Genomic DNA, 26,628 nt, shown 5'->3' with positions numbered 1-26,628 from the left:
ACGTTTCATTCATGACTAATTCTGACCATCATTGGTTCGGCTGCGATATCGCGCCGGGCCAATCGGCAAACACCGAATTCGAAGTAACGGAAAGCTACAGCAGTCGTAGCGTGGTGATCCCGATTCAAATTCGACGTGGGCTATCACCGGGACCGACGGTGTTTGTGACCGCGGCACTGCACGGAGACGAATTGAACGGGACCGGTGCGATTCGCGCGTTGTTGGCCGATCGTTCATGGGTGTTGCAGTCGGGGACGTTGTTGTTGATCCCGGTGCTGAATGTGCTGGGGTTCGAACGTCACTCACGCTATCTGCCCGATCGTCGCGATTTGAATCGTTGTTTTCCCGGGACCCGGGGCGGCAGCATGGCGTCGCGATTGGCCAAGGTGATTTTCGATTCGTTGATCACCAAGTGCGACTACGGCATCGATTTGCACACCGCTGCGGTACGTCGCACGAATTTTCCGAACGTCCGCGCTGATCTTTCGAATCCTGATTGTGTCCGTTTAGCCGAAGCGTTTGGCGCTGGGATTATTTTGCATGGCAAAGGCCCCAAGGGCTCGCTGCGACGCGAAGCAACGAAGGCGGGCTGCCCGACGATCATCATCGAAGGTGGCGAAGTGTGGAAGGTGGAATCGTCCGTTGCCGATTGTATGACCCGCGGCATCTTCAATTGTTTGAAGGAATTAGACATGATGCCGGGTAAGCCAGATATTCCTGACACTCAGGCGATCATTCGCGAGACGCGTTGGTTGCGCGCCGAGCGCGGCGGGTTTATGTCGATGCACGTCGCACCCGGCGACACCGTCGTCAAAGGACAAGCGATTGCCACCAACAGCAACCTGTTGGCAGAAGATCAAAACCGCTTGGAAGCACCGTTTTCGGGAGTGGTGATCGGGATGACGACGCTGCCCGCGGTGCAGCCCGGTGAACCGGTGGTCCATATCGGCAGACTCGCGAATCCAAAATCTGCGAGACGGCACGAAAAACAGATCGCGGGAGATGATGTGCAGCGAACCGCCCACGAACACCTCGCCACCAACATTCAGGTCACCGAAGCCAGCGAATCGCCAATCGACGAATCATAAAACGTTTTGTAGCCGCGTTTGCCAATGCGTGGATGGCGGTCGTCGATCGCGAAGCACCATCTTCAGGCGAAATATCGCTATCGGAAACGTGGCGAATCGAATAACGATTACGGTTTCATCGAATATTCTTGGCACTGGGGACAGCTCTTCTCACCGTTCCAGCGAACGCTCTGTTTAACATCTTCCCAAATCGTCATGCTGGGGACGTAAATGCGGTCTCCGGGCATCAATTGGTAATTCGTGGCGACGTCGCCAAGTTGCAGGATTTGTTGATAACAAACCGGCAGAATCAATCGAGGTTGTCCCGGCAATTGCGGCCGCGTCAGGATGATCTTGTGATCGTTGCTGCGGTCGGAAAGCCCACCGGCGGCGATGATTGCATCGAGCACCGTTTCGTGCCCGACCAATGGGTAAGATCCCGGCGCGTTGACTTCGCCCATCACGTAATACAGCCCACTCTCTTTGTTAACCAATCGCACGGTCACGCCGTGATCGATCGGGGCCAATGGCTCCTCTTCGGTGTCCCCACGGTGTGACGCAAGCGCGATCCGGGTTTGACGCTTTTGCGTTTCATGATGAGCCACCAACCCTTGGACTTGTCGCTGGATCTCTTCGGCCGTCATTCCCGCGACTTGCATTCGTCCGTAGGAACCGAGTTCAATCGTGCCGTCTTGTTGGACCGTTTGGTCGCTCGATAAACGCACCGGTGAATCAAAATCATTGGGTTCGATCACCAACACATCGCCTGCTTCGACGCGATGAGGCGGAAGGGTCAATTTGGCTAGCTCGGTTGCCACATTGCCTTGATGGCCAACCGTTTCGCGAATCTCGGCTGCGTCGGACATCAATGTGTGCGAACCAGCCGAAACGGGCAGTCCCATCGATGCCGCGGTACGACACCCCGACTGAGTCCAAATCAGCGAGATGACGAGCGAGGTGGTTAGAACGGCCGTCCCGACCGCGCGATAGACAACAGGTTTCAGTTTCATCGATTCATCCTTGTCAATAAAAACGTGTACGGTTAAGGCCGCCATGGCGGTTGTCGCAGTCGCCACGCTAACGGCGTGATGGACGGTTTTGCGGGCCGACGGCATCTGCCACGTTTGTGCCCAGACTGCTTGAGAGAAAGAAACGCACGGCGTCCTGACTCAATTGTTTTCCTGGTTGCAAACGCAGCGTGGGGCGTGCCGATGTGCCTCCGACATGCACATGCACGACCCGGTCTTTGAGTAATTCGTTGGCCTTCGCGACCACGGCAATCGGCGCCGCGGTGGCCATCATGACCGGCGAATTGGCCATTTCCAAAAGTTGGTCGGCGGGGCCGTTGGATTCGGTACTTGCGGTCACGTCGAAATCCAATCGCCCGTCCATCGATGCCGTCCCGGACATCAATACCTGTACCGTGCTTTGCGAGATCGCGAGCTCTTCGACCTGCACCAAACCGCCTGCGATTCGCCCGTAGACATACCCGCCATCTTGCCCATTTCCGGGGCGTGATGGGGCCAAACGCACCAGCGACGATAACTCGTCCATGATGGGCAGTTCCATCGCATTGATATTTGACATTTCCAGGTCAAAGTGACCGACAAAGTTTTTCGCGTCACGAGCTCGCTTGGCGTTCAGCGTCACCTTGCCGTCGATCACACCCGCGCCCGACGAGGATCCTTGCAACAACTTGGCCGTGTCGACACGTTCGATTCGCATCGAGGTCGCCATCGACAAACTGCGATCAAAATTGCCTTGCGACGCAACATGGACACGTCCGCCGCCGACACCGACCACACCCGCTCGACATTGCCACCGCGCGATCTGCGATGCCTGAGAATAACTCCAGTCCACGGGGAATCGGGCTTCGCGAATGACTAGTCCTGCCATCACCGCGTGATCGACCGAAACGTCAGCACGTCCCGAGACGACGGGGCCGATACGTCCGCTGACTTGGACATTGGCGGTGCCGGACATTTCTGCGGAAACAAACGGCGCCGTGGCGCGACGCAAGTTGATTCGGTTGGCCGAAAAATCAAAACGTCCCACCGGCGTGGCCGAGAAGTCGACACTCGCTTTGCCCGATAGTCGTCCGTCGGCGAAATGGCCGCTGAGGTTGTCTACGTCGATGCGACTGGGATGAATCGCCATGCTGACGGCAACGCGATCCGAAACGAGACTGCGATCCCACCGCAGTTTCTCGAGCGATCCATTCAGGCTGCACAAGCGGCTGCCATCGAACATCGCGGACGTGCGAACACAGTCACCCGAGATTGTCGCCCTCAATCGACGCGTATCTCGAGGCAAATCCATTGCTGCAATCACACGATGCAGCGCCAAATCCGACAGCTTGGCTTCGAAGGTGACCGGAATCTGCTCAAGCATCGGTGGCGATTCCGATTCGAAAAATCGCACCAAGCGATCAAGTTGGCCATGGCCGGCGACGGCATAGCGACCTGTCGCCAAGCCGCCGTCGCTGTTGACTGAGACGGCGCCTGCGTCCACCTTGATCGCGGCTTGTCGAATTTCCAGCGGCAATTGTTTCATTGACAAGTTCTTGCTTTGCAGCCACGCATGGCCGTTTAGCGATTCGAGGTCGGCGATCGAAGTGACCCGCAATCCACCGTGCAGGGTGCCGCTCGAGGGAATCGATAGACCGCTGCAAGCGACCAGCCGCGATGCTTGAATATTCTGGAATTCGCCTTCGACGATGGTTTTGGTCCAGTCCAAATCGCGAGCCGTCGCGGTCAGTTGATACTGTCCACCGAAAAGATCGTCTGACGAACTCGCCAATGCAAACGAAGACGGATCGGCGTTCCATCGCAGCTGGGCCGCGCCTAGCCATTTTCCGGCATAGCGGGCATTTTCAAGCGAAGCGTCACCCCCTGCGGTAAATTTCAGCGGCGAGCTGCTGAAATCAAAATGGCCGCGGATCGATGCATCGCCAGATGCACGCAACCGACTTCCTGAAAATCGTGAAACGACGGCGGATAGATCATCGACGCGAACCGTATTCGACTGAATCGTTCCCGATAGGGTGAGCGAATCGTCCACGCTTCCATCGGCCGAGAATTGGCACTGATTTTCACGCCAACGCAATGCAAATGCAGGGACCGAAATCTGGCCGCTACCAAGGCTGGGATGGATGTCGAAATCGTTGATGGATTCGCCGGCCACGATCAAGTCACGTCCACGCACGTTTATGTTCGCCGTCCAGGCGGCCGCCTGGGCAGCGTGTCGAACCGGACACGACGCGGTGATTTCAGTAGCCAATCGGCCACTAAGCTGCGTTTTCGGAAGTCCCAGCAGCGTGGGAAGCGAATCGGATGGGGTGATCGAGATAGTCGCACGTGAATCGATGTCAGCGTCCATGTCCAGCGGGATCGTCGCGGACGCGAGCAGGTGTAACCAAGGATGTCCCGGTTTGTCACGAACGAGCACGTCCGTGCTGCTAAGCGTTGCGGTTCCCTCGGCAACCGAAAGACGGAATTCTGCGTCATCCATCGTGGCATCCTGGGTCGACACCCCGCTGCAATTCACGATCACCTCGCCTGTGTGGCCGTTGGGCGAGGCAAGCTGTTGTAGATCGAGGTCGATTGATCCGCAAAGCCGCACGTTTCCGCTCATCTCGGGATCTTCGAGACGTTCACCAAGCTGACGCAAATTGACTCCGCCGGATTCGATAGATCCGGTAATGTGTCCGGCGAGCGATTCGGGATGCTGAGGATCGATCGAGCCTTGGGTTTGCATGTCCGCATGAACATCGGCGATGGAGATGCCGTCGAGATCTAAATCGGACGCTGTCCCGGTGACGTTGCCTTGGAAAGCCAGCCGGTCGCGTTGCCATTGCAGCGAAAGGTGGCTGGTTGATTGGCACGCCAGCATGAAGCGAGGGATTTGTGGAAAGGCGGTTGAGATGCGTTTCCAATCGCAATTTTCCAATTTGCTGGTCGCGGTGACGGTGGCCGATTCGGATTGAATCTTGGCATCCAGTTTCATCTCAGCCAGTCCGTCCAGTGGATCGCCGGTGGCTTCGATGCGAAGATCGCCGTGTCGCAGCGCCGCCTTCAATTCGAATTGTTTGGCGATACGACCTAGGTGTTGCGATTGGATGTTTGACAGGCTGCCTTTGATCGCTATCGACAATGAATCAGGTGCGATTCCGGTCGCGTGATTGCAGGCCACCTGCAGTGATCCGCTCGATGTGATCGGATGCTGGTTGATGGACTTGGGTACCAAGGGCAGATGTTGCAGTTTGGCAGTGTCAAACTTGATGCCATGAACCACGAGGCTCGTATTTCCGACGAACGTCGTGGGGTGAATTCGAGTCCGAATGTCGATGCTTCCCCCGAACAGATCGGGAATCAAGGTGCGAAGCTGGATCGCATCACTAAACTCGGCCTGCACTCGAATGTCGGGCACAGTAAAGGATTCGCGGCCGGTTTGGTGGATCACCAACCTCGCTCCGTCGACCGACAATTGTTGGATCGGGATCTTGCCGCTGGGATCTCCCCCAGAGGCTTCGCTTTGTGGAAAACGCGAGATCAACGCTCCGGTGTCGTCGAATCGCACGTGCAAACAGGGGGCATGGACCACCACGCGAGGTGCCCAGACGCCTTCGCGAAGTCCACTGAGAATGGACCAGTCGACAGTGAGGCCACCGATGGTGACCTGAGGGTCGGCGGTTTCGTGAGCGGTGACGGCGTCATGGTCAATGCTACCGTCTTCGCTGGTCCGCGGTTCACGCAGTGTGATGCCACTGACGCTGAACGTACCCCAATTGAGCAGGACGGAATCAATTTCCAAAGACGTGGATAGAAAGTAGCTGCCGAGTTTGACCGCGGCAACACGCGCGATGTGGTTGCGACAGAGCACTAAGATGAAGCCAGCAGCAAACGCCAGCGTCAACCAGCGCCGCCACTTCGATTTCATCCCTGAAACAACCACGTTGAAAAACTCGCACTAAAGTAGCCCAGGTTGCCAACCTGTCGGTCTGATTCAATCGTCCAGCGGCGAGGCCTGCCGTTTCGCGTTCCACTGGATGCCGAATGGTTGATGGCAAACGGCTTTGGGGGCACGTGACTTGGAGGCCACGTGACTTGGGGGCCACGTGACTTGGGGGGCAGCGGTGCACGTCGACCCGAGCCTGTTGATAGAACCTGGTTGACACAAGCTTGTTGACTGAAAAATGTTTCCCCGCCGCATCACGCGGCGTTTTGATCACGCACCCGCTCGCGGTCGCGTTCGACTTCTCGCGGCATCAGCGCCGCGAGTGATTGCACGGACTTGATGTGCAGATCACGTTGTGGGAACGCGATTTCGATCCCAGCCCGTCGCAGTTCGGTGACAATCGCGGAATTCAATTCGTTCAGCACGACCGTATAGACATCGCGTTTTGGAATGAAAACGTGAAGCCGAATGTCGAGTGTGCTTTCGGCGAACCCTTTGAATAACGTGCTTGGCGCAGGTTCTTTTAAGACCGACGGATTTCGCTCGGCGATTTTCAGCAGGATTCGTTGTACTTGAGCCACGTCCGTCCCGTAAGCCACCCCGACCGGCAATACAATACGGCTAATGGGGTCGGACAAGGTCCAGTTGATGACGTTGTCGGTGATGAATTTTTTGTTCGGCACAATCATCTCGCGGCGATCGAAATCGGTAATCGTGGTTGCCCGCATTTGCATACGAGAAACGTTGCCGGTCAGATCGCCAACGGTCACCATGTCACCGACACGGATTGGACGTTCAAACAGAATGATCAGACCGCTGACTAGGTTGGCAAAGATCTCTTGCAATCCGAAACCCAAGCCCACGGTCATCGCTGCGGCCAACCACTGAACGCTACTCCACGACAACCGGATCACTTGACAGGCAAAAAGAATACCGGCGATGGTGGCGGCGTAGCGGACCAGGATCGAGACAGCTTGATGGGTTCCAGATTCCAGGGGCAACCGGTCCAAGACCGTCAGCGCTAAAACGCTGGGCAATCGCCGCCCGATCATCATGGTTGCCATGACAACCAAAATGGCTGCGATTGCATCGGTTAGCGTCGTGGGAACCGAGCGATCGGTCATTACGACCGATTGATAGCCTTGGCGGTCGACAACGGTTTCGGCAATCGTTTCGATGTTTGTCCAAAGCACGACGCGGTCGAGCACTCGCAAAGCGGGTAACACGTCGGCCCAAATGATCCATCCACCACAGATCAGCAACATCACGCTGCCCCAACGCAGTAGATCACAAAATTCAGAATTGACAGTTTCTTGCAAGTCGACCGGAGCGAGCATGTCGGCATCTGCATCCTCGTCGTCTTCGGCGTTCGGTTGGTTCGCATGAACCTCGAGCGATTTGGCTTGTTCGGCCTCCGCTGCAATCTGCTTTGCCAACGCCCGGTTGAATCCGGTGACTTCTAACCAACAAATCGCCAACGAATACAGTACGATGATCGCAACCAATGCGATCCCCGTCTCGGCCAAGCGGCCTGATAATTGGTAGGCCGAGAAATGGTATCCGACCAACGACAGGATCGCGAAGGCGATCGGGGCGCCCGTGACGGCCAACCAAATCGGATGCCGCAATCGATACGTCATCGACGTCGAATCTTCGCGTTGCAGACACAACATGAATGGACCCCACGGTCGAACCAACCAACCGATTTGAAGTCCCACAAAGGCCAAGATCGAAATGAACAGCAAACGCTGCAGACTTCGCATCTCCTCGACCTCGCTGAGCTGGGTCAACTGCAGCAGGGCAAAGACGGGCGTACCGACAAATACGGTCAAATCGACGACGTTGCGCACTTTCGCCAATGCCGTGGGCGACCATTTGAACACACGCTCGCCTACCCCTTCACGACGAGACAGTTCGCGGACCAGCGAACAAGCCCATAGGAACAGCACCGTGGTGACGCAGGCGTCACCAACGGCTTGGGTCCATTCGGTCGATCCGCTTGCCATTCGCAAGCGGCATCCCGCGGCCAGTAACAATATGGGCCAGCGAACGGATAGAAAGACGGTGATGCCAAAGGCGGCTGCGTAACGTAAAAAGCTCGCTTCGGTGCCAGGCTCGGGCGGCTGCGACAAACGGCGAACCGCCGCCAGCATTTGAGCGTGAAAGAGAACCAGCAGCACAAACGATGAAGCCAGAAAGACCATGATGACGGGCCGACGAAGCATGTCACCGGCAAACACCTGCGCGACTTCGATCCATTTCGAAGGGGCCATCAACAGCAAGAATCCCTTGAATGCTTCGCGAAGATCCTTGACCGCGATTGCGTCGGAGCTGCGGATCCAAAGGACCCGTTGATCGAGGAATTGGCGGAATTCGTCGACCTGCGTTTCCACCGTCTGGTTGATCAACTCGAGTTCGTTCAGGTTCCGCAGCAGCGATTCCTCATCCGCGATCGCGTTATCAAGCAGGTCGCGGCGATCACGAAGTAGCCGGGAAACGACACTGACCACATTGTCGTGATCATATTGCTGGACTGATGCCGCAAGTGATTCGACCATCAATTTGGCCGCCTCGTCCGGGTCGGACACATCCCGCCGCATCTGTTTCCATTCGGTCAATTGCAGATGCGTGGCGGGCATCTCGGTTTCGACCAACTCGACGCGACTGGCAAACTCCTGAGGCTTGGGCAATTCGCCTCGTTGTTTCTGTAGCAACAACCCGGTGGACGATGTCGCGCCGGCATGCTCGACCTTGGAACGCAGCGTTTCAAACGCTTCTTCGAAGTGCTTGTTTTTAGCCTGCAGTTGCTCGTGCATCTTGCCAATTCGCTCGATGTCGGCTGCGGTCTTGATCCGAGATTCAGCGATCTCGGCATTCACCTCGGCCGCCGATTTCAGTGCCGGATGCGATTCATCGGCGACACGTCGTGCCTCGGCAGCTTGACGCAGTGATTCATCCTTTCGCCATTTATCAACGGCGGACTGCCAGCTGACCAGTTGCTTTTTTCGGTGGTTCAGCGTGCGGTTGATTAGATCGCGTTGCAGCGGTAACAGCGGAGCGACCTCTTCGAGTCGACGGCGTTCCGCCTTCATCGTGATCAATTGCTGCTCCAGACACAGCATGCGAGCCTGTTGTTCGATGGATTGAACGCGACTGGAAAGCTCTTCGGTACCAAGCGATGCGACTTGTTTCTTGGCATCGCCCAACCGCTTTTCGAGTTCGACGGTCTCTTTGGCGAGGTCGCTAAGACGGACCGTGCGATTTTCGATATCGCGTTCTTTGCGCTGTAGTTCCTTTTCGTCGGCTTCGATCTGAGTCCGCAGGCCAATCAATTGTTGTTCGAGCTGCGCAATGGTGCCGCTGGCGGGGACCACCGAAGCCTCGGGTTCGGGCGGTGCCGCCACGCCTGCTTGTGCTTCGGCAAGGGCGGTGGGCAGCGTTTGTAGAAACGTTTCCATTTCAGCGAGACGTTTCTTGGCAACTTCGCGGTTGTCTAACCATTCGGTTGCTTTACGCAGACGCTCGACGTACGCTTTGCGATCATCTTCGGACAAATTGGTTGCCGCTTCGATCGAGGCCAACTCGGTCGCGATCGTCTCTTTTTTGATGTTCGCTGCGACCTTGGCCTCGGGTGCGACGCTTGGTTCCGTAAAGGCGGCAGGAACGACGACGTCATCAAGATGAACCTCAACCGTCGTTGGCAGTGGAACGTTTTCTGGAAGCGCAAAGCCTTGCTCGGCATGAGACGGAGCCGCTGCCAAAATCAGGGCTGCGATGACCTGAAAGACTGCAACGTGTCGCAAAAGGCACTTCGGTTGGTTCATACAAATGGTTTTTAAAGACTCGTGACAGATTCCAAGAGACGCACGGCTGCACAGGCACTTCGAATACGCAATCCGTGCCAGGACGGTCAAGCCGCAAAACGAGAGAAGTTTCGAGCTGGCGGAACGATCGGATCTACGGAGCGAGGATCCACCAATATCGCGACGATGTGGCTGAACAAAGGGCCAAGCGTTTCACGAAAGCGCCGCTGTGATGTTGGGCTTCGTTCGTTGGTTCGCTCGCTCGCTTTTTTGGACGGGCCGCAACCCGCGTCGATCTCGTCGCGCGGTTGCCACCGCGCGGTTGCCACCGCGCGGACTGATGTTTTTCGAAAGGGCCCGCAGAGGTTGTCTTTTTTTTAGTATTCCGCTGTGCGGACCGCTCGAGCGACGCGAATGTGAGGCGTGTTCAATCCTTGCAGATAGCTGCGGGTACCGTGAATGCGAACTTCACTATTAAGGTGCATTCGCAGGTTCAGCCCCGGTGAGGGTGTCGCGTAGGCGAGCGTGCGGCCGGTGCTGTCGGTGATTGCAAACGGAGGGCTGTCCTTTCTCGCTGAATAGACTTGGACCAAAAATCCGGTCGCCGTCAATTCGTCTGTGTTCTCGGGCTCACCGTCGGCTGCTGCGATGCCGGGAGGCGTTTGCAGTAGCGGTACGTCGGCGGGGGCGGGCATCGCGGTTTGAGGCTGCGTTGGGATTCTGGGCTGCATCGGGCTGATTGACGCGACCGATGCTGGCACCGTCATCGACGGGATCGATGGGGTGTGGGATGCTTGGATTACCGCCGTGCCGTCGCGGCGTTGGGCGACGTTTTGGTATTTTTGAATTCGTTCGCTCAGCGATCTCGCTCGTTCCGCCGTCGCCTGATCCGGTGCTGAGGTTGCGATTTGATTCGCCGCTTTTGCGACGGGGCCCATTTCGGCAGCCGATGCGCTGGCCGCCATCAGTCGTGAAAAAATCAGGCTTAGTTTCTCGATGTCGGCGGTGCGAACTTCGGTTTCGACCGCGGCGATCGCGGCGGCGGAAACATAGCGTGTTGCCGGAGCGGGGGCTGCGGGAATTGGGGACACCGGTGGGCTGGTTGTTGCAGTCGCCGAGGCCAACGGTTGGCTACCCGCGACTTGTTGGATTGATTGGGTGCGGCCTCGCGTCGACCCAGTTACCCAGTTTGTTTCGGTTGATGGCGTTCCCGCGCTGGCGGTGTCGCCGCCGGCCGAGGTGCGGTCGAGCAAACCGCCGCCGATTTGACGAATGCCGGCATCGATGTCGGCTAACCGCGGACGGCCGATGAATTCAACCGAGGCCAATAGCCCGCGTTTTGACATCGCTTCGCCAACGGTTTCGTTTTGTGCGGTTTCACCCGAGGTACGGTCGGTGGGGTTCGAACGCCATTGTTCGCTAACGCCGCTGCCGATTGCTTCGGTTGCTGATTGAGCGTCGCCTACCCGAGGTGCCTCGCGTAGCTGAGGCGAGTTTCCATCGGTGACCTGGGATAGCGAGACCGATGAGTGGTGGTTGCCTGCGTGCGAATCAGCGTCGGGATCGCGAAGGAGCACCGAGGGAGTGTTTTGCAGTGATGCAGGGACGGCATGCGAGTGGCGTCGGCTTGATGAATCGGAGCTCAGGGTGCCGCGTCCCGCGAACGAGTCTTCTTCGTCGGCGATCGGATGGGGGTGGCTGGGCGGAGTGTCGCTGTTGGCGACTGCGTCTCGCGACGGCGAGTCTCGGCGAGTGGTGCTGCCGCCGGGCAAGAATTCGATGTCGGTGTTTCGCTGTTTGCGAATGGCTTGGACAAGTTGTTCGGCACTCTCGGCGATCTGGCTTTGATGCACCCAGCGAAATTCGCCGGACGGAGGAACGATGCGGTACCACAATCGCGGTCCGTCCGCTCCTTCGCGTTCGCCTTTTCCAATGATCGTCACGGGTTCGCCGACGGCAAGTTGGACTTGCCAACGAAACTGACGAGCTCGTCCCAGGTGTGTTCCGATCCATGCCACGGTGCGGTCTTCGGTAACCACGGCCGTGTCGCCATCGCGGGCGACTTCGACCGCGTCGGCGGGGACCCAGCAAAAGCTGTCATCAGGAGGTCGAACGCCGAGCCATCCGTCGGCGGTTTCAACGTAGACTTCGAGTTCTTGTCCGTAGCGTAATGGGTCGGTGCGGTAGAATTCGTCCGAGGGGCCGCATCGCGCATACGCCTCGTCTTGAGCAACAAAGACGACGTAGGGATCCGATGCCAGGCTACCGTCGTCCGCCATCAACGGAGTCCAATCCGCAACGCAAGCCACCGCACTTAGTGCGACAACGCTTAGCCATGTAGCATTCATTGGCGAACCCATGAGAACAAATTCTCTGTACACGAATCAAAATTTCAGGAATCAATTGACTCGTTGTTAGCGATTTCGCGGTGGTGGGGACAAGAGGAATCTTTTTCTGGATCAGGTTTTCGGGCGTTTTTGAAACTTGAACTCCTGGTCGGGCGGGCTGAGGAAGGTCGTAAACGACGTCCGCACGCCTGTTTTGTCCGTTTACGTCTTGGCAACACCCGCTAAGATCGTGTAGTGAAGATCGTGGTGGTGGGAAGGAAGCACCCCACGTTTGAAAAACTCCCCTGCCAAACATTCCACGACACCCGCCGTCGCGACTTGGTTGCAAATGCTATTGCTAGGACTCTCGTAATGACGATTCTGATTAGCTGCGAAATGGGAGGCGAGCTTGTGCCCCCATGGCTGGTTCGTCAGCCGATGTCGAGCGGATGTGCGTTGAATTCTGAGGTCGTGGCGACTACGCAGGAAATTAGTCCAGATCACGAAGACTCAGCTGCGAAAACCAGCGTGATTTGCCAGTGGCCACGATGCGAAAGCAACAGTGGTGGCGGTGAGACGGTTGTCCCGGCGATCGCGCGAGAGGACTCGGTTGCCGAGTCGCCAGCGATGACGAGTTCAATGGCAAGCGGTGGTTCGTTGGCGATGGAAGCTGCTTCGGTGATGGAAACTTCTTCGGCAAACGAGGTTTCGTCAGGGAAGCAGGACCATTCTCAGTGCAGCGGTGGCAAGTTGGTGTTCGGCCGGTTTCCTGAAAAGTTGCCTGGCGACGATGCTGCTCGCTACGTGGCTCGGCGAATGGCAAAGTTATTGCAGTCGCCAATCATTGAAAACAAATACACTTCCGCTCTGATTGATGTCACCCGGTCGGCTCGCCACCGCAGTGTGATGCCGGCTGAGGTTCGCAAATGGCCACGTGAAGTTCGCGATCGGCTGATCCAAGAGGTGCATGCCGATTACCGAAACCGAGTCCAAGCTGCGATCGAGCAGAATTCGCGGCGACACGGGTTCACCATCCACGTCTCGGTTCGTTCCTTCGCTCTGAAAAGCGAAGGACGATTGCGACGGACGGACGTGGGGTTGTTGTACGATCCATCGCGTGAGGACGAAATGGCGTTCTGTCTCGACTGGATTGACGAGATGTACGATTTGGCGCCGATGATTCGCGTACGTCGAAATTATCCACGCCGCGGAACGACCGAGAGTTTGGTTACCGCGATGAGAAGCCATTTCACGGCAGACGATTATATCGGTGTGGAATTGCTGCTGAATCGAGCTTGGGCTGGCCGCCGAGTCGCGCTGCGAGATCAGGCGATCGAAGGGATTTGCAAATCGCTCGACGAAGTGCTCGAATTCCAAGCGGCCGACGCAGCCTAAATCGCTGCAGCCTTGACGCCATTCGGTGTGCAGTGCGGCTTGCAGTGCAATCGTCAAAATCGCCGGGCGAAAAAGTTGCAGCGGCGTCTGCGATGGTACCGCATGGATTGGCCCGGGGATTCCGCGTCCCGAATCGGCGTCTTTTGGTGGGCGAATGCGACGCTCAGAGCCCCCGATCGGACTGGCAAATCGACGATCCAAGGGTGTTGTGACCGTCATGTGAGGCTAATGTGACTCTATTGACGCTAACTCATTATGATTTCTATACTTCAGCGCTTCGGTCGCCGGGCTACGCCCGCCAATCGCCCCCGAGTGAATCAGTGACACCGTTTTCGACGTGTCAATTTAATCCAAATAAGACGAAGTGATGAAAAGCGAACGCCGACACGAACTGCAAGAAAACATCCTCGCCAACTATTTAGGGCGAATCAATCAATCGATCGAGCCCTATTCGCGTCCGATTGGGATTGCGGTCGCAGTCTTGCTGATCGGCGGTATCGGCTACGCCATCTACAGCAGCAAAGTTAGCGAAGATCGCAGCCAAGCGACGTTTGAGCTTCTGATGCAGCAAACCGGATCGCAAGATCCCGAAGGGCTTGCCTCGGTAAGCGTCAAGTACCCGAATACCCCAGCTGCCGCATGGGCCCACCTTTATCAAGGCAGTGCCTTGTTGGCGCAGGGCACGCGGACGTTGTACGTCAACCGCATGGATGCCGAAGACCAGTTAAACGGAGCAAGCAAGGCGTTTCGTAATGCGATCGCCGAAGGCAATAACGAATTGTTGCTCTCACGTGCTTATTTCGGAATTGCTCGCAGTGAGGAAGCACTGGGCAATCTCGATAAGGCCATTGCCGCTTACAAAGAATGTGTTCGCATCGGCGAATCCGAAGAAATGGTCAATGCGTGTGAGGAGCGAATTGCCGCCCTTTCTAAAGAAAGCACCAAAGACTTTTTGACTTGGTTCAAGGATCAAGATTTTTCGCCAAGCGATCCCTCGGCTCCCCCATCGCTGCCAAGTGGATCGATGTTGCCGGAAATGCCCGATTTGGATCTGCCCGATCTCGGAGGGGCTAGTGACGAAGAGCCCGGTGACGGTTTGAACCTTCCCGACGACGCGGAGATGACCGAAGAGGGCAAGGAAGAGGCCAAAGAACAGGCCAGCGAAGAAGCTGCCGTTACGGAAGAGCCTGCGGACGAGAAGCCAGCCGACGAGAAGAAGGCTGAGCCCAAAGATACGCCTGCTGCAGACGACAAAGATGCTGCCGAAGAGAAGTCGCCTGCAGCCGAGCAGGAGACGGAGCTGAATCCACCGGCCGAAAATACCGACAAAGCAGAAAAGGAAGCGGCGGTAGAGGAAGTCGAAGTGGATGAAGCAGCAGAGACACCCGAAGCCGCTGAAGCCAGCGAAGCGGACGAAACGCCTGCGGTGGATGAAGCCAAGACCGAGTCGGACGCGTCGTGATCAAAGACTCCTCTGACGATGATATCGTGTTCGGTCCCGCGGCAAGTGAATCGGACGTGCCGAATGAGGACCTCGGTGGCGAGGAGCTCGATGGCGACGACCTTGACGGCGACGACACCGGGGGCGAGGTCCGCATTGGCGAAGAGGTCTTTCGTGATATCGTCGTGCCCGAATCGGCCAACGGCCAGCGAATCGACTTCTTTTTGACGCAGGCTTGTGACGGCTTCAGCCGCACTCAAATCACCCAGGCGATCCAGGCGGAAGGGGCGACGCTTGACGGACGGACGGTCCGACCAAGTGTGCGGATTCAGGCGAGCCAGCGAATTCGTTTTCGTATGCCTGAGCCGCCTACGGACGATACCGTTCCCGAGAACATTCCGTTGGATGTGTTGTACGAAGATGACGGGTTGGTCGTCGTCAACAAGCCACCGGGGATGGTCGTTCACCCTGCACGCGGTAACTGGACCGGCACGTTAACTAGCGCGTTGGCGTTTCGCTTTCAATCGCTTTCGGACGTGGGCGGGCCTACGCGGCCAGGGATCGTGCATCGGTTGGATCGTGACACCAGCGGCGTGATTGTAGTGGCTAAAACCAACGCCGTTCATATGCATTTGTCCGAGCAATTCGCGAATCGTGTTGTCGAGAAAGAATACTTTGCGATCACGGCGGCTCGGATCGATCGCGATCGTGACATTATCGACATGCCGATTGGTCGTCATCCGTACCAGCGTGACAAAATGGCGATCCGCGAGCACCATGAAACCAGCAAGCCTGCGTCGACGTTCTATGAAGTGATCAGCCGCCATGGTCGATTCACGCAAGTTCGTGTGAAACCAAAGACCGGTCGCACGCATCAAATCCGCGTGCACTTGTCACATCTTGGCGCTGCAATCCTTTGCGACCGGCTGTACGCCGGGCACGCGGAAGTCACGATGGGAATGTTGACCGGGACGCACGACGAAACCAAAGACAAGGTGCTGTTGGATCGGCAAGCGCTGCATGCTCGCAAGTTGACGTTCGAGCATCCACAAAGTGGCAAGTCGATGACATTCGAGGCCCCGCTGCCCGCGGACATTATGCGAGTGGTCAACGTGTTAGAGCGGTTGCCGTAGCGTAGGTCGTCTGTTAATGATTTACGGAGCCGCGACGCGTCAGCGGCCGGGGCCCACACGCTACTCGGTGCCTTACGGACAATGCCATTTAGTTTCTCGCTAAACGGGTGGTTTTTATAGCGGTGCGGCGCGAGCCGCCCGGTCAAAATCGAACGGTTTACTCGCCGCAACCGGACGGCTGGCGCCGCGAGCGCTACCCAAAGTCGATGGCATTGGCCTTACGGGCCTCGGCTCACCGCTGCGATTTGCATGCGAATTAACTCAGCAAGCTGTCAACGCTATTGTGCCGTTTGTGATCACTCGGCTTGACCGTCTTGGACCGATTCGACCTTGGAAACGACACGGCCTTTGTGAAGCCGTGTTTCCATCACGTCGCCGGGATGAAGCGAATTCGCATCGGCAATCGCTTTGCCGTCGGCGTCCAGCGTGACGCTGTATCCTCGCGACAGCACCGCCACGGGGGACAGTGCCGATAGCGACGCTGCGAGTTCACTCACCTGGCTTCGCCCCGCTTTCAAGTTCGCGGTGATCGCGCGTCTTGCTCTTGCGTCCAATTCATCAAGCATCCGCGATCGCGAGTGGACGATCTCCATCGGTTTTCGCAGGATCGGCCGCTGCATCAGCGCGGCCACTTCGGTCTGTCGCTCGTGAATCACCAAGCGTATGGCCCGATCGAGACGTTGCCGCAGATTCGCCGCCGTCGTTTTGAGGGAAACTCCGTCGGGCAGCACGCGAGTGGCGGCGTCGGTAGGCGTCAGGGCACGCAAGTCTGCGGCAAGATCACAGAGCGTGACATCGATTTCGTGTCCCACGGCCGAGACCGTGGGGATGGCGGACGCTGCTACCGCGCGGACGACGGGTTCTTCGTTAAAGCACCACAAATCTTCGAGGCTGCCGCCGCCACGTGAGACGACCAGCACGTCAAGCTTGGGGGTGATTCGTTGTGCTGATCGGATTGCCGCAACGATCGACTGGGCCGCTCCTTCGCCTTGGACCAAAGCGGGGATCACCACCACGTCGGCGCCATGGTAGCGGTTGGATGCCGCCTGCAGGAAATCGCGAACTGCGGCACCCGAGGGGCTTGTGACGATACCGATCCGGCGTGGCAGTGACGGAAGCGGGCGTTTCCGCTCTGCGGCAAACAAGCCCTCGCGTTCGAGTTTGACCTGCAATTGCTGAAACGCCAATTGCAGCGATCCCATACCTTGTGGTTCGACCTTGCGAACGACTAACTGGTACGTTCCGCGTGCAGCGTAGACATCGATGTTGCCAAAACAGAGCACCGCTTGGCCATCTTCGAGATCATGTTTGATTCGCATCGCGGTGTTTCGCCAAAGCACACCGCGAATTTGCGCGTCATCATCTTTTAGCGTAAAGTAGATGTGGCCGCTGCGTGCACGAACCAAGTCCGAAATTTCGCCAGCGACCCACAGCGCGGGAAAGGTTCCTTCCATCACCGCTTTGATGTGACCGTTTAATTCCGAAACGGAAATCGCGTGTACCGACTCGCCGGCTAGTGCAGCATCACTCACGCGTTCCATTCTCCGGAAAAAACTTCGACGGCTCCACCGGTCATCATCACGTGTCCGCTCGACTCGGACCACTGCAGCGTGAGGTCACCGCCAAGCAGGTGATTCAAAATTTTGCGGTTGGTTTTTCCAGTCAATACGCCTGCCACACAGACGGCGGACGCACCGGTTCCACAAGCCCAAGTTTCGCCGCTGCCGCGTTCCCAGGTTCGTTGACGTACTTCGTTTGGTGAGATGACTTCGACAAACTCGACATTGATTCGCTTGGGAAATCGCGGGTCCGTTTCGATTTTGGGACCAAGTCCGAGTACCAAATCGTCGGTTGCTTCGGGAACGAAAATCACGCAGTGGGGATTGCCCATCGACACGCAGGTGACGGCTAGTTTGCGGCCATCGATTTCGATTTCGTGTTCGACCACCTTGCCGCTTTCCACGATGGACGTCGGCACTTTGGATGCTTCGAGAATGGGTTCACCCATATCGACTGTCACGCTGTCGACTTTGCCGTCGTCGCCGATCGCGAGCGAGAGGTCGAGTACCGATCCACCGGATTCGATTTTCAGGTTTTCTTTCTGGGCGATCCCATGGTCATAAACGTATTTTGCCACACAGCGAATGCCGTTGCCGCACATCTCGCTTTCGCTGCCATCGGCATTGAGCATCTGCATCCGCGCGTCCGCGACATCGCTGGGACGAATCAGGATCAAACCGTCGCCGCCAACGCCGAAATGACGATGCGAGATCGATTTTGCCAGCTCGGTTACATCGCAATGATCAAGGTTTTCGGCAAAGCAATCGACGTAAACGTAGTCGTTGCCAGCGCCATGCATTTTTGTAAATCGCATCGAACAGAAGTTTCGCGGGAAAGGGATCGTGGTGGCCAGTGGTTTGCATCGAAAGCGTCAATCTAAACCGATTCTTGGGATTTGCGTAGGCGGCAACCGATTTGGCGAGGAATGCAGCATCTACCAAATGAGGCGAAATTGCAGCAGAATACGCACATGGTGCTGGACTGCCCTCTCGTCTGAATGCTCGCCCCCCGATTTGGAAATTGATTATGTCGCGTCCTGACACACTACTCGTTGGATTGGGGGTGGTTGGACGTGCGATTGCCAAAGTTCACCTGGCCGCCAACGTCTCGATCACGATTGGCGACGTGGATGCCGAGGCGTTGGAAAGCTGCGTCGAGGAACTCGATTTGGATCCCTCGGTTTGGCAGATCGCCTCGCCGCGATCGGATATCGAGGGCATCACGATGATCGACTTGTCGCATCGCGATTTCGTTACGTCGGATGCGAGGCCGATTTTGATTGAATCGATTGTCGAGCGACTGCAGGTCAAGCAGCAGTTTTTTCAGCGCGTCGAGCGATGCCTTGGTAAGGACTGGATACTTTGCAGTAACACATCCACGCTTCGTATCGGTGATATCGCGGGTTCCTTGAACGATCCGTCGCGGTTGATTGGGATGCATTTTTTCATGCCGGTTACGTTGCGAGATGCCGTCGAGGTGATCCCGACGGCCGACACGTCGGCGGTGAACTTGGCTGCGGTCACTGAGCATGTTCGGCGAATTGATCGTTCGCCGCTGGTGGTTGCGGACTCGCCAGGGTTCATTGTCAATCGCATGCTCTCGCCTTATCTGAACGAGGCGATGTTGTTGCTCAGTCAAGGGGCGACAGCGGAGCAGATCGAGCAAGCGGCTTTGCGATTTGGGATGCCGCTATCGCCGCTGGAGTTGATCGATTTGATCGGTTCACGAACGATGTTTGATGCCGGGCGTGTTTATTGGCAATCGTTTCCGACACGCATCGATCCTTCGCCGATGTTGCCGGCAATGATTAAAAAGGGGCGTGGCGGACGATTCAGTGGCGGTGGATTTTACGATTATGTCGACGGCGTTCGTAGTACGACGCTGGCGGCAGCGGCGATGGAAATTCGGGATCGGTATTCGCGAAATACCAGAGTCTTTGGTGACGACGAAGTGCTGGACCGATTGAGGTTGGCGATGTGGATCGAGTCGGCGTTGTTACTTCGCGAAGGGGTGGCCCAAACGCTTGAGCAAGTCGAGATTGCGATGGCCGGCGGGCTCGGGTATCGCCCGCGCGGCGAATGGTACGCCAGTTTCGATCGGATTGGGAGCGATGTGATTTGTCGCAGCATTGCTGCGGCCGCCGCCGATTCGAAATCGTTGCAGCCGCCAGCGGAGTTGCTTGAATTGCTCAGCGATCACACACCGAGTGAATCGATTGTGAGGTTTGCGAGGGGTGGATAGATCGTAGCGAACGTTAATTGAGGCTTGTTGATTTATTAAGCCGCGACGCGTCAGCGGCCGGGGCCCACACGCCACCCGGTGCATTATGGCCAATGCGAAGCGGACAACACACTCGGTTCCTTTGGATTGCCACCGGAAAACAGATTGCCGTATTCGGCCGAAAAAGTTTCCGATTTGACGAAATCGGGTGAACCATTTGGTGGTACTGATCGTCTGAAAAAATGTCCTCTGAATTACTTGCCTTTGCTTGTGAAGGTAGTGATAATGGGGATTGCCGTGTTGCGATAACGCGTCGCAACGAAACTTTCCGTACGATCTTCAATCCTCTCTGGTTGGCACCCGGATTGAACTCGTCAAACAAGATTGTGAAAGGAGGTGATCAAGTGGATTATTGCTGTACTTGCCAACGGGGTGGTAACCCGTAGTTTTAAGTCGGCGGGCTGATGCTTCGGCGCAGCCACCCCACTCGCGATCATCTTCGATGGTACTGCGAGACATGCCCGTCTGTTGAGTTGCATTCTGCTCTCAACAGGCGGGTTTTTTATTGGCCCGACATCTTAGTTCAGGCGTTTCCCCCGCACCCTTCTCACCCAGGGACACAGCACTTTTTTGGGGGCCATGCAAATCCCTTTCTTGCCACGACATTCTCCCGCCAGCTTAAGTAGCAGCCTTAAGTAGGGACACAGCATCTTGTTGGGGGTGCCGCAAATGCCTTGCTTGTGAGGGGCGGAAAAAAGCTTCGTGGATTTAAGTGGCAGCAGTACGGCGGTATCGCGCCTTTGGCACGGATTCGTAGTTACTGGTATCCCAAGATCCGAGAGGGCAGATGCAACGTCATCTTCGGGATCAAGGCCCGGTTGCGATCACGGGAGGGAAAGGAGGCTTGCAGCCTTAATCGAGCCTTGTTAGTAGCTCGCGTGCCCGCTGCCGCAAATGATAGCGGCGTCGCGTGTGATGGCTTCGCATCGAATCGACACACTCCGGCCGCCCTGCTACGGTAGAAAACAGCCGTCCAAAATCACTCACCAATTCACACCAGGAAGCTGCATCCAGTCCTAATCGCTTCAGCACCGGAGGCACGCCACTAGGTGTCCTGCCGCGTTTCCCCGGCCTCACTTGGCGAGCCGTCCAGTCGAGCATTTCCAAGTAGTCCGCGGTTGAGACTGAAAGGAATCCTTTGTTGCTGCAGCGAGTTGCCGACTGGCTTACGCAGGGGCCGATGGGATCAAATCGCTCATCAATCGACAGCGGAGAAAGAAAGCCATCAATGGCGTCGGCTGGCAATTTTGGAATCGGATTCTCTCCATTACAAGATGCATCTTTGGCGGCGGTAATTGCTTGGATTCGCCGCTGCACCGACGTGTGATCACTTTGCTCAAGCGTTTCAGCCATTGCGGCGCGAATCGGATTGAGGTCGACATAGGCTGCACATGCAAGCAGTGATGCTTCGTCCGCGATCCGAGTGGCGTGAAACCGGTCTTGAAAGAAATGCCCCGTTTCTTCGTCCTCTTGGTTAGCCCGCATCGCGATGCGTTGGCAAAGGAGTCGCATCCACCAGCTGATGCTGCTGAGCCGCTTGCGAATTTCAGCGCATTTGATCGGACAGCCCGCGATCGAGTGAATTTCACTGTCGGTCGGTGGCATCGCTGAGCCATCGGCATTTCGGCGATGAGGGCATATCAGCATCCATCGCCGAGCCACTTCTTTGTCGTCCCAGAGAGCAACCACATCCGGACGCGAGCGCAGGATGAGGTGGAAATGGTTCGATAAGATTGAGAAACAGAGTAAATCTACGCCGAATGTGCCCGCGAAGTGAATTAATCGCTGTTCGATCCACACTTTGCGATGATCGAAGTTTTTTCCTGAGATGGGGTCGTCGCCCATCAAGAAACATCGCCGAACCGTGCGATTCGAGGTGTGAGCTATTGCGATTTCATCAGGATCGAAGACCTCCGAGCGTGCTAAGCGTACCATCGTGGGCCTCGCTAGCGTTGAAGGAATCAAGACACTTTACTTAAGAACTGTTTCCCCGCATGCGTCGAAAGTCAACCCCCGGGATTGGGCGGCGTGGCGACAGGGTTCCAAAAAATGCCAAACTCACGCCCCCCCCAGAATAATGCTATGTCCCTCCGGGATACTGCTGGCGAATTCAGTTCCCCGATAGCATGCTCTGTCCCTCGATGAAGTGATGAACTCGATGAAGTGATGAACTCGATGAAGTGATGAACTCGATGAAGTGATGAACTCGATGAAGTGCGCGGCAGGATTGCTTGCAATCATGCTCCGCTAACATGACAGTTGGGCTCCCCCCCCTAAAACATGCTGTGTCCCTCATGGAAGTGGTGGAAGTGGCGACAATCGGTTTGAGGGAGGGCCTCGCTATGTGGGGGTGTTGTGGTCGATCTTGTTGGCGATGCTTTCGATCACAATCACGGCGACGGCTGCGGCAACGGCTAGAGCCACCAACACCGCAATGCTGCCAGGCCACTGGCTGTACGATACAAATTCCATCTGCCGAAACTTGCTTTCGAGATTTGCCGTCTCTGGCGTTGGTTGTTGCAGCGGCCATAGTTTGCCGACGCTGCCAATCATCAATCCAATCAGCCCCGCCATCGTGGTGCTGCGATGATGTTCTAACATCCAACGCAGCAATCGCGAAAACGCCAATAACCCAAATGCACAACCACTGGCGAAGACTGCGATCTGTAACAGCGATTCCAGCGACACAATTCCTCTCGCGGCATCTTTGATCAATCCGGTTACCGGGTGATAGACTCCGAACAACAACAGCACAAACGCGCCACTAATCCCTGGCAAGATCATCGCACAAATTGCCACCGAGGCGCTCAAAAACAAAAACGGAAGACCCATGTCTCCCTCGCCCATTGGCATCAACGTGATCGCCACCGCCACGGCAACGCCCAATACACAGGCGACCACCTGCGGCACCCTCCAGTGGCTGACGTAGCTTTTGACAATCCAAACACTGGCGAGAATCAAGCCAAAGAAAACCGCAAACGTCTCGGGTTGCTTGTGATCCAACAACCAATGCATCAGCCCCGCTAGCGAGACAATCCCTGCCGCAATCCCAATGCCCAACGCCATCAAGAAACGAAGGTCGATGTGGCGTCCCGCTTCACGAAATTTTCGATGCAGCACCAGCGAAACGAAATGCGAGTCAATTTGTGAGATACAGGTCACCAGCCGCTGGTAATGCCCCAAAATCAACGCCACCGTGCCTCCGCTAACACCAGGCACGGTGTCGGCAGCTCCCATGCAGAATCCGCGAACCACATTGATGACGTCGCCCAAAACGGTGGGATTCGTTGCCAGCTTTAGCGGTCCCTCGGCGTCGCTGGACGTGACTTGGTCCGTCCCAGTCGGACTTGCAACGGTGTCTGCAACCGAGTCTTCGGTGTGATGCATCAAACTTTCCTGTCTTTGAATTAAGTCGCAGTGGACATAGCGACAACTATAATCCGATTTTCTAACACTGGGCGTTGCCCTTCCACAACTCCGGACCGCGCTTTAAAACCCGCATGGCTCACTCCGAGTCTGTCTCGCTGTCTCGCCCCGACCTTCCCGCCAAGGACCAACGCCGCCGTGTTACAGATTCTTTTTCTCGCTGTCGTACAAGGCATTGCAGAATTCCTGCCCATTAGTTCTTCGGGGCATTTGGTCGTGCTCGGCGCTCTGACGGGCAAACTGAGTGAATCGCCAACGCTAGAAATCATCCTTCACGCTGGCACGCTCGGCTCCATCCTGGTGATCTATTGGCGACGCATCCTCGACCTTCTGTTCAGCGATCGCCGCGTCATCGGATTGCTGATTATCGGCACCATCCCAGCAGTCATTGTGGGGTTAACGATCAAGAAAAACTTTGAATGGTTGATGCGCTCGCCACTTCTAGCTGGCTCGATGTTGATCGTCACGGGAATCTTCCTGATCCTGCTCGGCCGTCTGAAACCCCGTGAGGGCGAATATCAAAAGATGAGCCTGATGGCCGCTTTTGCGGTGGGCTGCTTTCAAGCGTTTGCCATTTTGCCCGGCATCAGCCGCAGCGGATCCACAATCCTGGGAGCACGGCTGCTAGGGGTGAAAAATGAAGACTCCGTCACGTTTTCCTTCCTGTTGGCGATACCCGCCATCTGTGGCGCCGTGGTGCTGGAATTAAAGGATTTCCTCGAAGCTCGCCAACTTTCCCCAGCGCTGCAGACCGAGGCGACAGACGTGGTTTTCTCGCCCGCCGCACTCGCCATCGGAGCACTCGTTTCCTTCGTCGTCGGCATCATCGCGCTGAAATGGCTGATCGGATGGAGCCGCCTGGATCGACTCCACTGGTTCGCTTGGTGGTGCATCCCCGCTGGCGCGGCGGCGGTAGTGTTGGTGCTAGGGGGGATGCTGTCCCCATAGAGGGCACGTTCGCCGCTATCTGGGCCCCGCACAGACGGGGGCAGGTCGGCCACGCCAGATTATTGTGGACACACGTTTAGTGCATGGTACAATCGTGGGCATTCGCTTGTTATGCTAGCGACATAACGACCCCCAATGTGTTAGAAAAAGGCCCCCTCGATGTCGGCTCAACTCACAGACCGCCAGCAGAATGTCTACAACATGATTCGCTCGCTGATTGTAAAGCGAGGCTACGGGCCAACCGTCCGAGAGATTGGTGAACATTTCGGTATCAAAAGTCCCAACGGAGTGATGTGCCATCTTCGCGCCCTTGAGCGCAAAGGCTTGATCATCCGCAGTCCGAATAAGTCGCGAGCGATCGAGTTGACGCAGGCGGCCGACCGTAACCCAAACAGCCTATCGATGGGCGGGGTTGTCGCCGGGGCTCCTTCCTCGTTGTCAGCCGAGCAAAATGAACGAGTTGACTTTAGCGAGATGCTGTTTGGCGACAATCGTTTCGTGCTGCAAGTCAGCGGCGACTCGATGATCGACGCCAAGATCGTCGACGGTGACTACGTGATCGTGCAGCGACAAGACCACGCTTTTCCCGGACAAATGGTCGTCGCTCAGACACCCGACGGCGATTGCGCGTTGGCCTATTGGCACCCCGAAGCGGATCGCATTCGATTGCAATCAGCCAACGCAGCGATACCGCCTCGCTACGTCAAAACGGCGACCGTGGTCGGAGTCGCCGTGGGATTGGTGCGCACGGGGATCTAGATCGCTAATCATATCGATCATCAATCAGGTGGATCGATGACGCAATTAGCCGCCAGCGAAGTTAGCCGCCAGCGATTCAGGACCGCGCTTGCGTGACGCGGCAATCCTGTTCACCGTAATCCTATTCGCGGCGGTCATTCCACTTGCTGCATCTTCCTGTCTCGTGATGCAACGTCTTGGTCAACTGGCCAGCTTTTTCTCTTCGGCCGAATTGATCTTGTTGTAAAGCGTTTTCAGACTGACGCCCAATTCTTCGGCGACCGCTGGTTTATTGCCATCGTGCCGGGCGAGCGCTCGTTCGATCGCGAGCATTTCCATGTCACGCAGTGTCATCGGTTCCGAATCACGCAACTCTTTGCGCAGTTGACGGCGGCCGAAATGACGCGGCAGGTGTTCGGTTCCAATTGGTAGTGAATCACACAAAATCGCGGCATGTTCGATCACGTTCGCAAGTTCGCGAACATTACCCGGCCACTGATGCGACTTGAGTTCCGCGATCGCTTCGGGTGTAAAGAGATGTTCACTGCTGCCATCGGTACGGTGTCGGCACAGTAGATGCGATGCCAACGGAAGGATATCTTCGGTTCGCTCTCGCAGCGCGGGGACATGGATTTCGAAGGTGTTGATTCGGAACATCAAGTCTTCGCGAAACGTGCCATCTTCAACCATCTTTTCGAGATCTCGGTGAGTTGCGCAGACGACACGAACGTTGACATTGACCGTTTGGTTGTCACCAAGTCGGCGAATGTCACCGGTTTCGAGGACACGCAGCAATTTGGCCTGCATCGCCAATGGCAACTCGCCAATTTCGTCCAGAAAGATCGTGCCGCCATCGGCAACTTCGAACAATCCGGTGCGAGCAGCATCAGCGCCGGTGAACGCGCCTTTGCAGTGCCCGAACAGTTCGCTTTCGATCAAATTTTCCGGCAGTGCTCCGCAGTTGATCGCGACCATCGGTTGCTCGGCACGCAAGCTTGAATCGTGGATCGCGCGTGCGACCAATTCTTTGCCGCATCCGGTTTCGCCTCGAATCAACACGCTGCTTTCGGTAGGCGCAACCTTCGCGATCAAGTTGCGTACGGCCTCCATCGCAGCGCCGTTGCCGACCATTTTGCAATCACCCTCGGCTCGCTTTAGCCGGTGCTGGAGCGCTGCAAGTTGGCGTTTGGTTTGACGACGCTCGGCGACCCGTCCAAGCAGCCCCGCGATGTCCGCCAAACGACAGGGTTTCGTCAGGTAATCGAAGGCTTGGTGACGCAGCGCCGCGATCGCAGTCTCCTGGCTCGGTTTGCCGGTCATGACAACCGCTTCGATTTCAGGACGCAGCTCGCGTGCTTTGCCGATCACATCGATGCCATTCATTCCCGGCATGTCTAGATCGACTAGCAAGCAATCAAACGGTTCTTTCTCGAGTGCGGCGACGGCCGTCAAACCGTCCGGGCACACGGTCACGGTGTAACCCATGCGAGGAAGTTCACTACGCATCAACTCTTGCAAGTTCTTTTCGTCGTCGGCGAACAGGATATGCATTGC

Annotated in this window: 16 protein-coding genes; 7 read left to right on the top strand and 9 right to left on the bottom strand. The window is 56.6% G+C overall.

The features are described from left to right. The first annotated feature begins 11 nt into the window (after nt 1-11). On the top strand, nt 12-1,088 hold the full coding sequence (locus ABEA92_RS04830; protein ID WP_345682672.1) for a succinylglutamate desuccinylase/aspartoacylase family protein: 1,077 nt from the start codon (nt 12-14) through the stop codon (nt 1,086-1,088). 107 nt (nt 1,089-1,195) lie between these two features. On the opposite strand, the gene ABEA92_RS04825 is transcribed toward ABEA92_RS04830, so the two are convergent. The 4 genes from ABEA92_RS04825 to ABEA92_RS04810 all read right to left on the bottom strand — a co-directional run bounded on the left by ABEA92_RS04825 (nt 1,196) and on the right by ABEA92_RS04810 (nt 12,174). Further along, complete coding sequence (locus tag ABEA92_RS04825; protein ID WP_345682671.1) at nt 1,196-2,077, bottom strand: polysaccharide biosynthesis/export family protein; 882 nt, start codon at nt 2,075-2,077, stop codon at nt 1,196-1,198. A gap of 67 nt (nt 2,078-2,144) precedes the next feature. Further along, nucleotides 2,145-6,005, bottom strand: coding sequence for a translocation/assembly module TamB domain-containing protein (locus ABEA92_RS04820; RefSeq protein WP_345682670.1), 3,861 nt, complete (start codon nt 6,003-6,005; stop codon nt 2,145-2,147). Between the two features lie 272 nt (nt 6,006-6,277). Continuing rightward, entirely contained in the window at nt 6,278-9,826 is a 3,549-nt protein-coding gene (locus ABEA92_RS04815; protein WP_345682669.1) for a mechanosensitive ion channel domain-containing protein, read from the bottom strand. A gap of 377 nt (nt 9,827-10,203) precedes the next feature. Beyond that, the gene (locus tag ABEA92_RS04810; RefSeq protein WP_345682668.1) at nt 10,204-12,174 is read right to left on the bottom strand and encodes an SH3 domain-containing protein; all 1,971 of its coding nucleotides are present in this window, start codon (nt 12,172-12,174) and stop codon (nt 10,204-10,206) included. A 351-nt stretch (nt 12,175-12,525) separates the two neighbouring features. Here ABEA92_RS04810 and ABEA92_RS04805 point away from each other — a divergent pair, with 351 nt between their 5' ends. The 3 genes from ABEA92_RS04805 to ABEA92_RS04795 all read left to right on the top strand — a co-directional run bounded on the left by ABEA92_RS04805 (nt 12,526) and on the right by ABEA92_RS04795 (nt 16,122). Further along, nucleotides 12,526-13,548 (top strand): N-formylglutamate amidohydrolase, encoded by a 1,023-nt coding sequence (locus ABEA92_RS04805; protein WP_345682667.1) that lies wholly within the window; start codon nt 12,526-12,528, stop codon nt 13,546-13,548. Nucleotides 13,549-13,915: 367 nt separating this feature from the next. Further along, complete coding sequence (locus ABEA92_RS04800; RefSeq protein ID WP_345682666.1) at nt 13,916-15,010, top strand: YfgM family protein; 1,095 nt, start codon at nt 13,916-13,918, stop codon at nt 15,008-15,010. Then, nucleotides 15,007-16,122: an RluA family pseudouridine synthase gene (locus ABEA92_RS04795; RefSeq protein ID WP_425572396.1), complete on the top strand. Its 1,116-nt coding sequence runs from the start codon at nt 15,007-15,009 to the stop codon at nt 16,120-16,122. The genes ABEA92_RS04800 and ABEA92_RS04795 overlap by 4 nt, the downstream gene beginning before the upstream one ends. Before the next feature lie 296 nt (nt 16,123-16,418). Here ABEA92_RS04795 and xseA read toward each other — a convergent pair whose 3' ends face one another. Together xseA and dapF are read right to left on the bottom strand one after the other, a co-directional pair. Beyond that, a complete protein-coding gene (gene xseA, locus ABEA92_RS04790) occupies nt 16,419-17,663 on the bottom strand; it encodes an exodeoxyribonuclease VII large subunit (protein WP_425572395.1) in 1,245 nt (414 codons plus the stop codon). Next, a complete protein-coding gene (gene dapF, locus ABEA92_RS04785) occupies nt 17,651-18,496 on the bottom strand; it encodes a diaminopimelate epimerase (RefSeq protein WP_345682664.1) in 846 nt (281 codons plus the stop codon). Before dapF ends, xseA begins: the two co-directional genes overlap by 13 nt. A 212-nt stretch (nt 18,497-18,708) precedes the next feature. On the opposite strand from dapF, the gene ABEA92_RS04780 reads away from it, so the two are divergent. Further along, nucleotides 18,709-19,923 (top strand): 3-hydroxyacyl-CoA dehydrogenase family protein, encoded by a 1,215-nt coding sequence (locus tag ABEA92_RS04780; protein WP_345682663.1) that lies wholly within the window; start codon nt 18,709-18,711, stop codon nt 19,921-19,923. Between the two features lie 891 nt (nt 19,924-20,814). Here ABEA92_RS04780 and ABEA92_RS04775 read toward each other — a convergent pair. Continuing rightward, complete coding sequence (locus ABEA92_RS04775; RefSeq protein ID WP_345682662.1) at nt 20,815-21,897, bottom strand: hypothetical protein; 1,083 nt, start codon at nt 21,895-21,897, stop codon at nt 20,815-20,817. A gap of 405 nt (nt 21,898-22,302) precedes the next feature. Beyond that, complete coding sequence (locus ABEA92_RS04770) at nt 22,303-23,349, bottom strand: DUF368 domain-containing protein (protein ID WP_345682661.1); 1,047 nt, start codon at nt 23,347-23,349, stop codon at nt 22,303-22,305. Nucleotides 23,350-23,526: 177 nt separating this feature from the next. Between ABEA92_RS04770 and ABEA92_RS04765 the strand changes: the two genes are divergently transcribed. Beyond that, nucleotides 23,527-24,336, top strand: a complete 810-nt coding sequence (locus tag ABEA92_RS04765; RefSeq protein ID WP_345682660.1) for an undecaprenyl-diphosphate phosphatase — start codon at nt 23,527-23,529, stop codon at nt 24,334-24,336. Nucleotides 24,337-24,495: 159 nt separating this feature from the next. After that, on the top strand, nt 24,496-25,095 hold the full coding sequence (gene lexA / locus ABEA92_RS04760) for a transcriptional repressor LexA (protein WP_345682659.1): 600 nt from the start codon (nt 24,496-24,498) through the stop codon (nt 25,093-25,095). Nucleotides 25,096-25,275: 180 nt separating this feature from the next. Here the strand turns inward: lexA and ABEA92_RS04755 are convergent, their stop codons facing one another. Continuing rightward, on the bottom strand, nt 25,276-26,625 hold the full coding sequence (locus ABEA92_RS04755; protein WP_345683194.1) for a sigma-54-dependent transcriptional regulator: 1,350 nt from the start codon (nt 26,623-26,625) through the stop codon (nt 25,276-25,278). Nucleotides 26,626-26,628: the final 3 nt, after the last annotated feature.

It is taken from the genome of Novipirellula caenicola (genome assembly GCF_039545035.1).
Taxonomy (GTDB): domain Bacteria; phylum Planctomycetota; class Planctomycetia; order Pirellulales; family Pirellulaceae; genus Novipirellula; species Novipirellula caenicola.
The sequence above is the reverse complement of the archived record's forward strand: the minus strand, read 5'-3'. Positions and strand labels throughout refer to the sequence as shown.

What these genes read in the sequence shown, in the direction of transcription:
- ABEA92_RS04825 (WP_345682671.1), bottom strand. Translation starts at nt 2,077, where the DNA reads ATGAAACTGAAACCTGTTGTCTATCGCGCGGTCGGGACGGCCGTTCTA.
- ABEA92_RS04810 (WP_345682668.1), bottom strand. Translation starts at nt 12,174, where the DNA reads ATGAATGCTACATGGCTAAGCGTTGTCGCACTAAGTGCGGTGGCTTGC.
- lexA (WP_345682659.1), top strand. Translation starts at nt 24,496, where the DNA reads ATGTCGGCTCAACTCACAGACCGCCAGCAGAATGTCTACAACATGATT.
- ABEA92_RS04755 (WP_345683194.1), bottom strand. Translation starts at nt 26,625, where the DNA reads ATGCATATCCTGTTCGCCGACGACGAAAAGAACTTGCAAGAGTTGATG.
- dapF (WP_345682664.1), bottom strand. Translation starts at nt 18,496, where the DNA reads ATGCGATTTACAAAAATGCATGGCGCTGGCAACGACTACGTTTACGTC.
- ABEA92_RS04770 (WP_345682661.1), bottom strand. Translation starts at nt 23,349, where the DNA reads ATGCATCACACCGAAGACTCGGTTGCAGACACCGTTGCAAGTCCGACT.
- ABEA92_RS04780 (WP_345682663.1), top strand. Translation starts at nt 18,709, where the DNA reads ATGTCGCGTCCTGACACACTACTCGTTGGATTGGGGGTGGTTGGACGT.
- ABEA92_RS04775 (WP_345682662.1), bottom strand. Translation starts at nt 21,897, where the DNA reads ATGGTACGCTTAGCACGCTCGGAGGTCTTCGATCCTGATGAAATCGCA.
- ABEA92_RS04830 (WP_345682672.1), top strand. Translation starts at nt 12, where the DNA reads ATGACTAATTCTGACCATCATTGGTTCGGCTGCGATATCGCGCCGGGC.
- ABEA92_RS04800 (WP_345682666.1), top strand. Translation starts at nt 13,916, where the DNA reads ATGAAAAGCGAACGCCGACACGAACTGCAAGAAAACATCCTCGCCAAC.
- ABEA92_RS04805 (WP_345682667.1), top strand. Translation starts at nt 12,526, where the DNA reads ATGACGATTCTGATTAGCTGCGAAATGGGAGGCGAGCTTGTGCCCCCA.
- ABEA92_RS04820 (WP_345682670.1), bottom strand. Translation starts at nt 6,005, where the DNA reads ATGAAATCGAAGTGGCGGCGCTGGTTGACGCTGGCGTTTGCTGCTGGC.
- xseA (WP_425572395.1), bottom strand. Translation starts at nt 17,663, where the DNA reads ATGGAACGCGTGAGTGATGCTGCACTAGCCGGCGAGTCGGTACACGCG.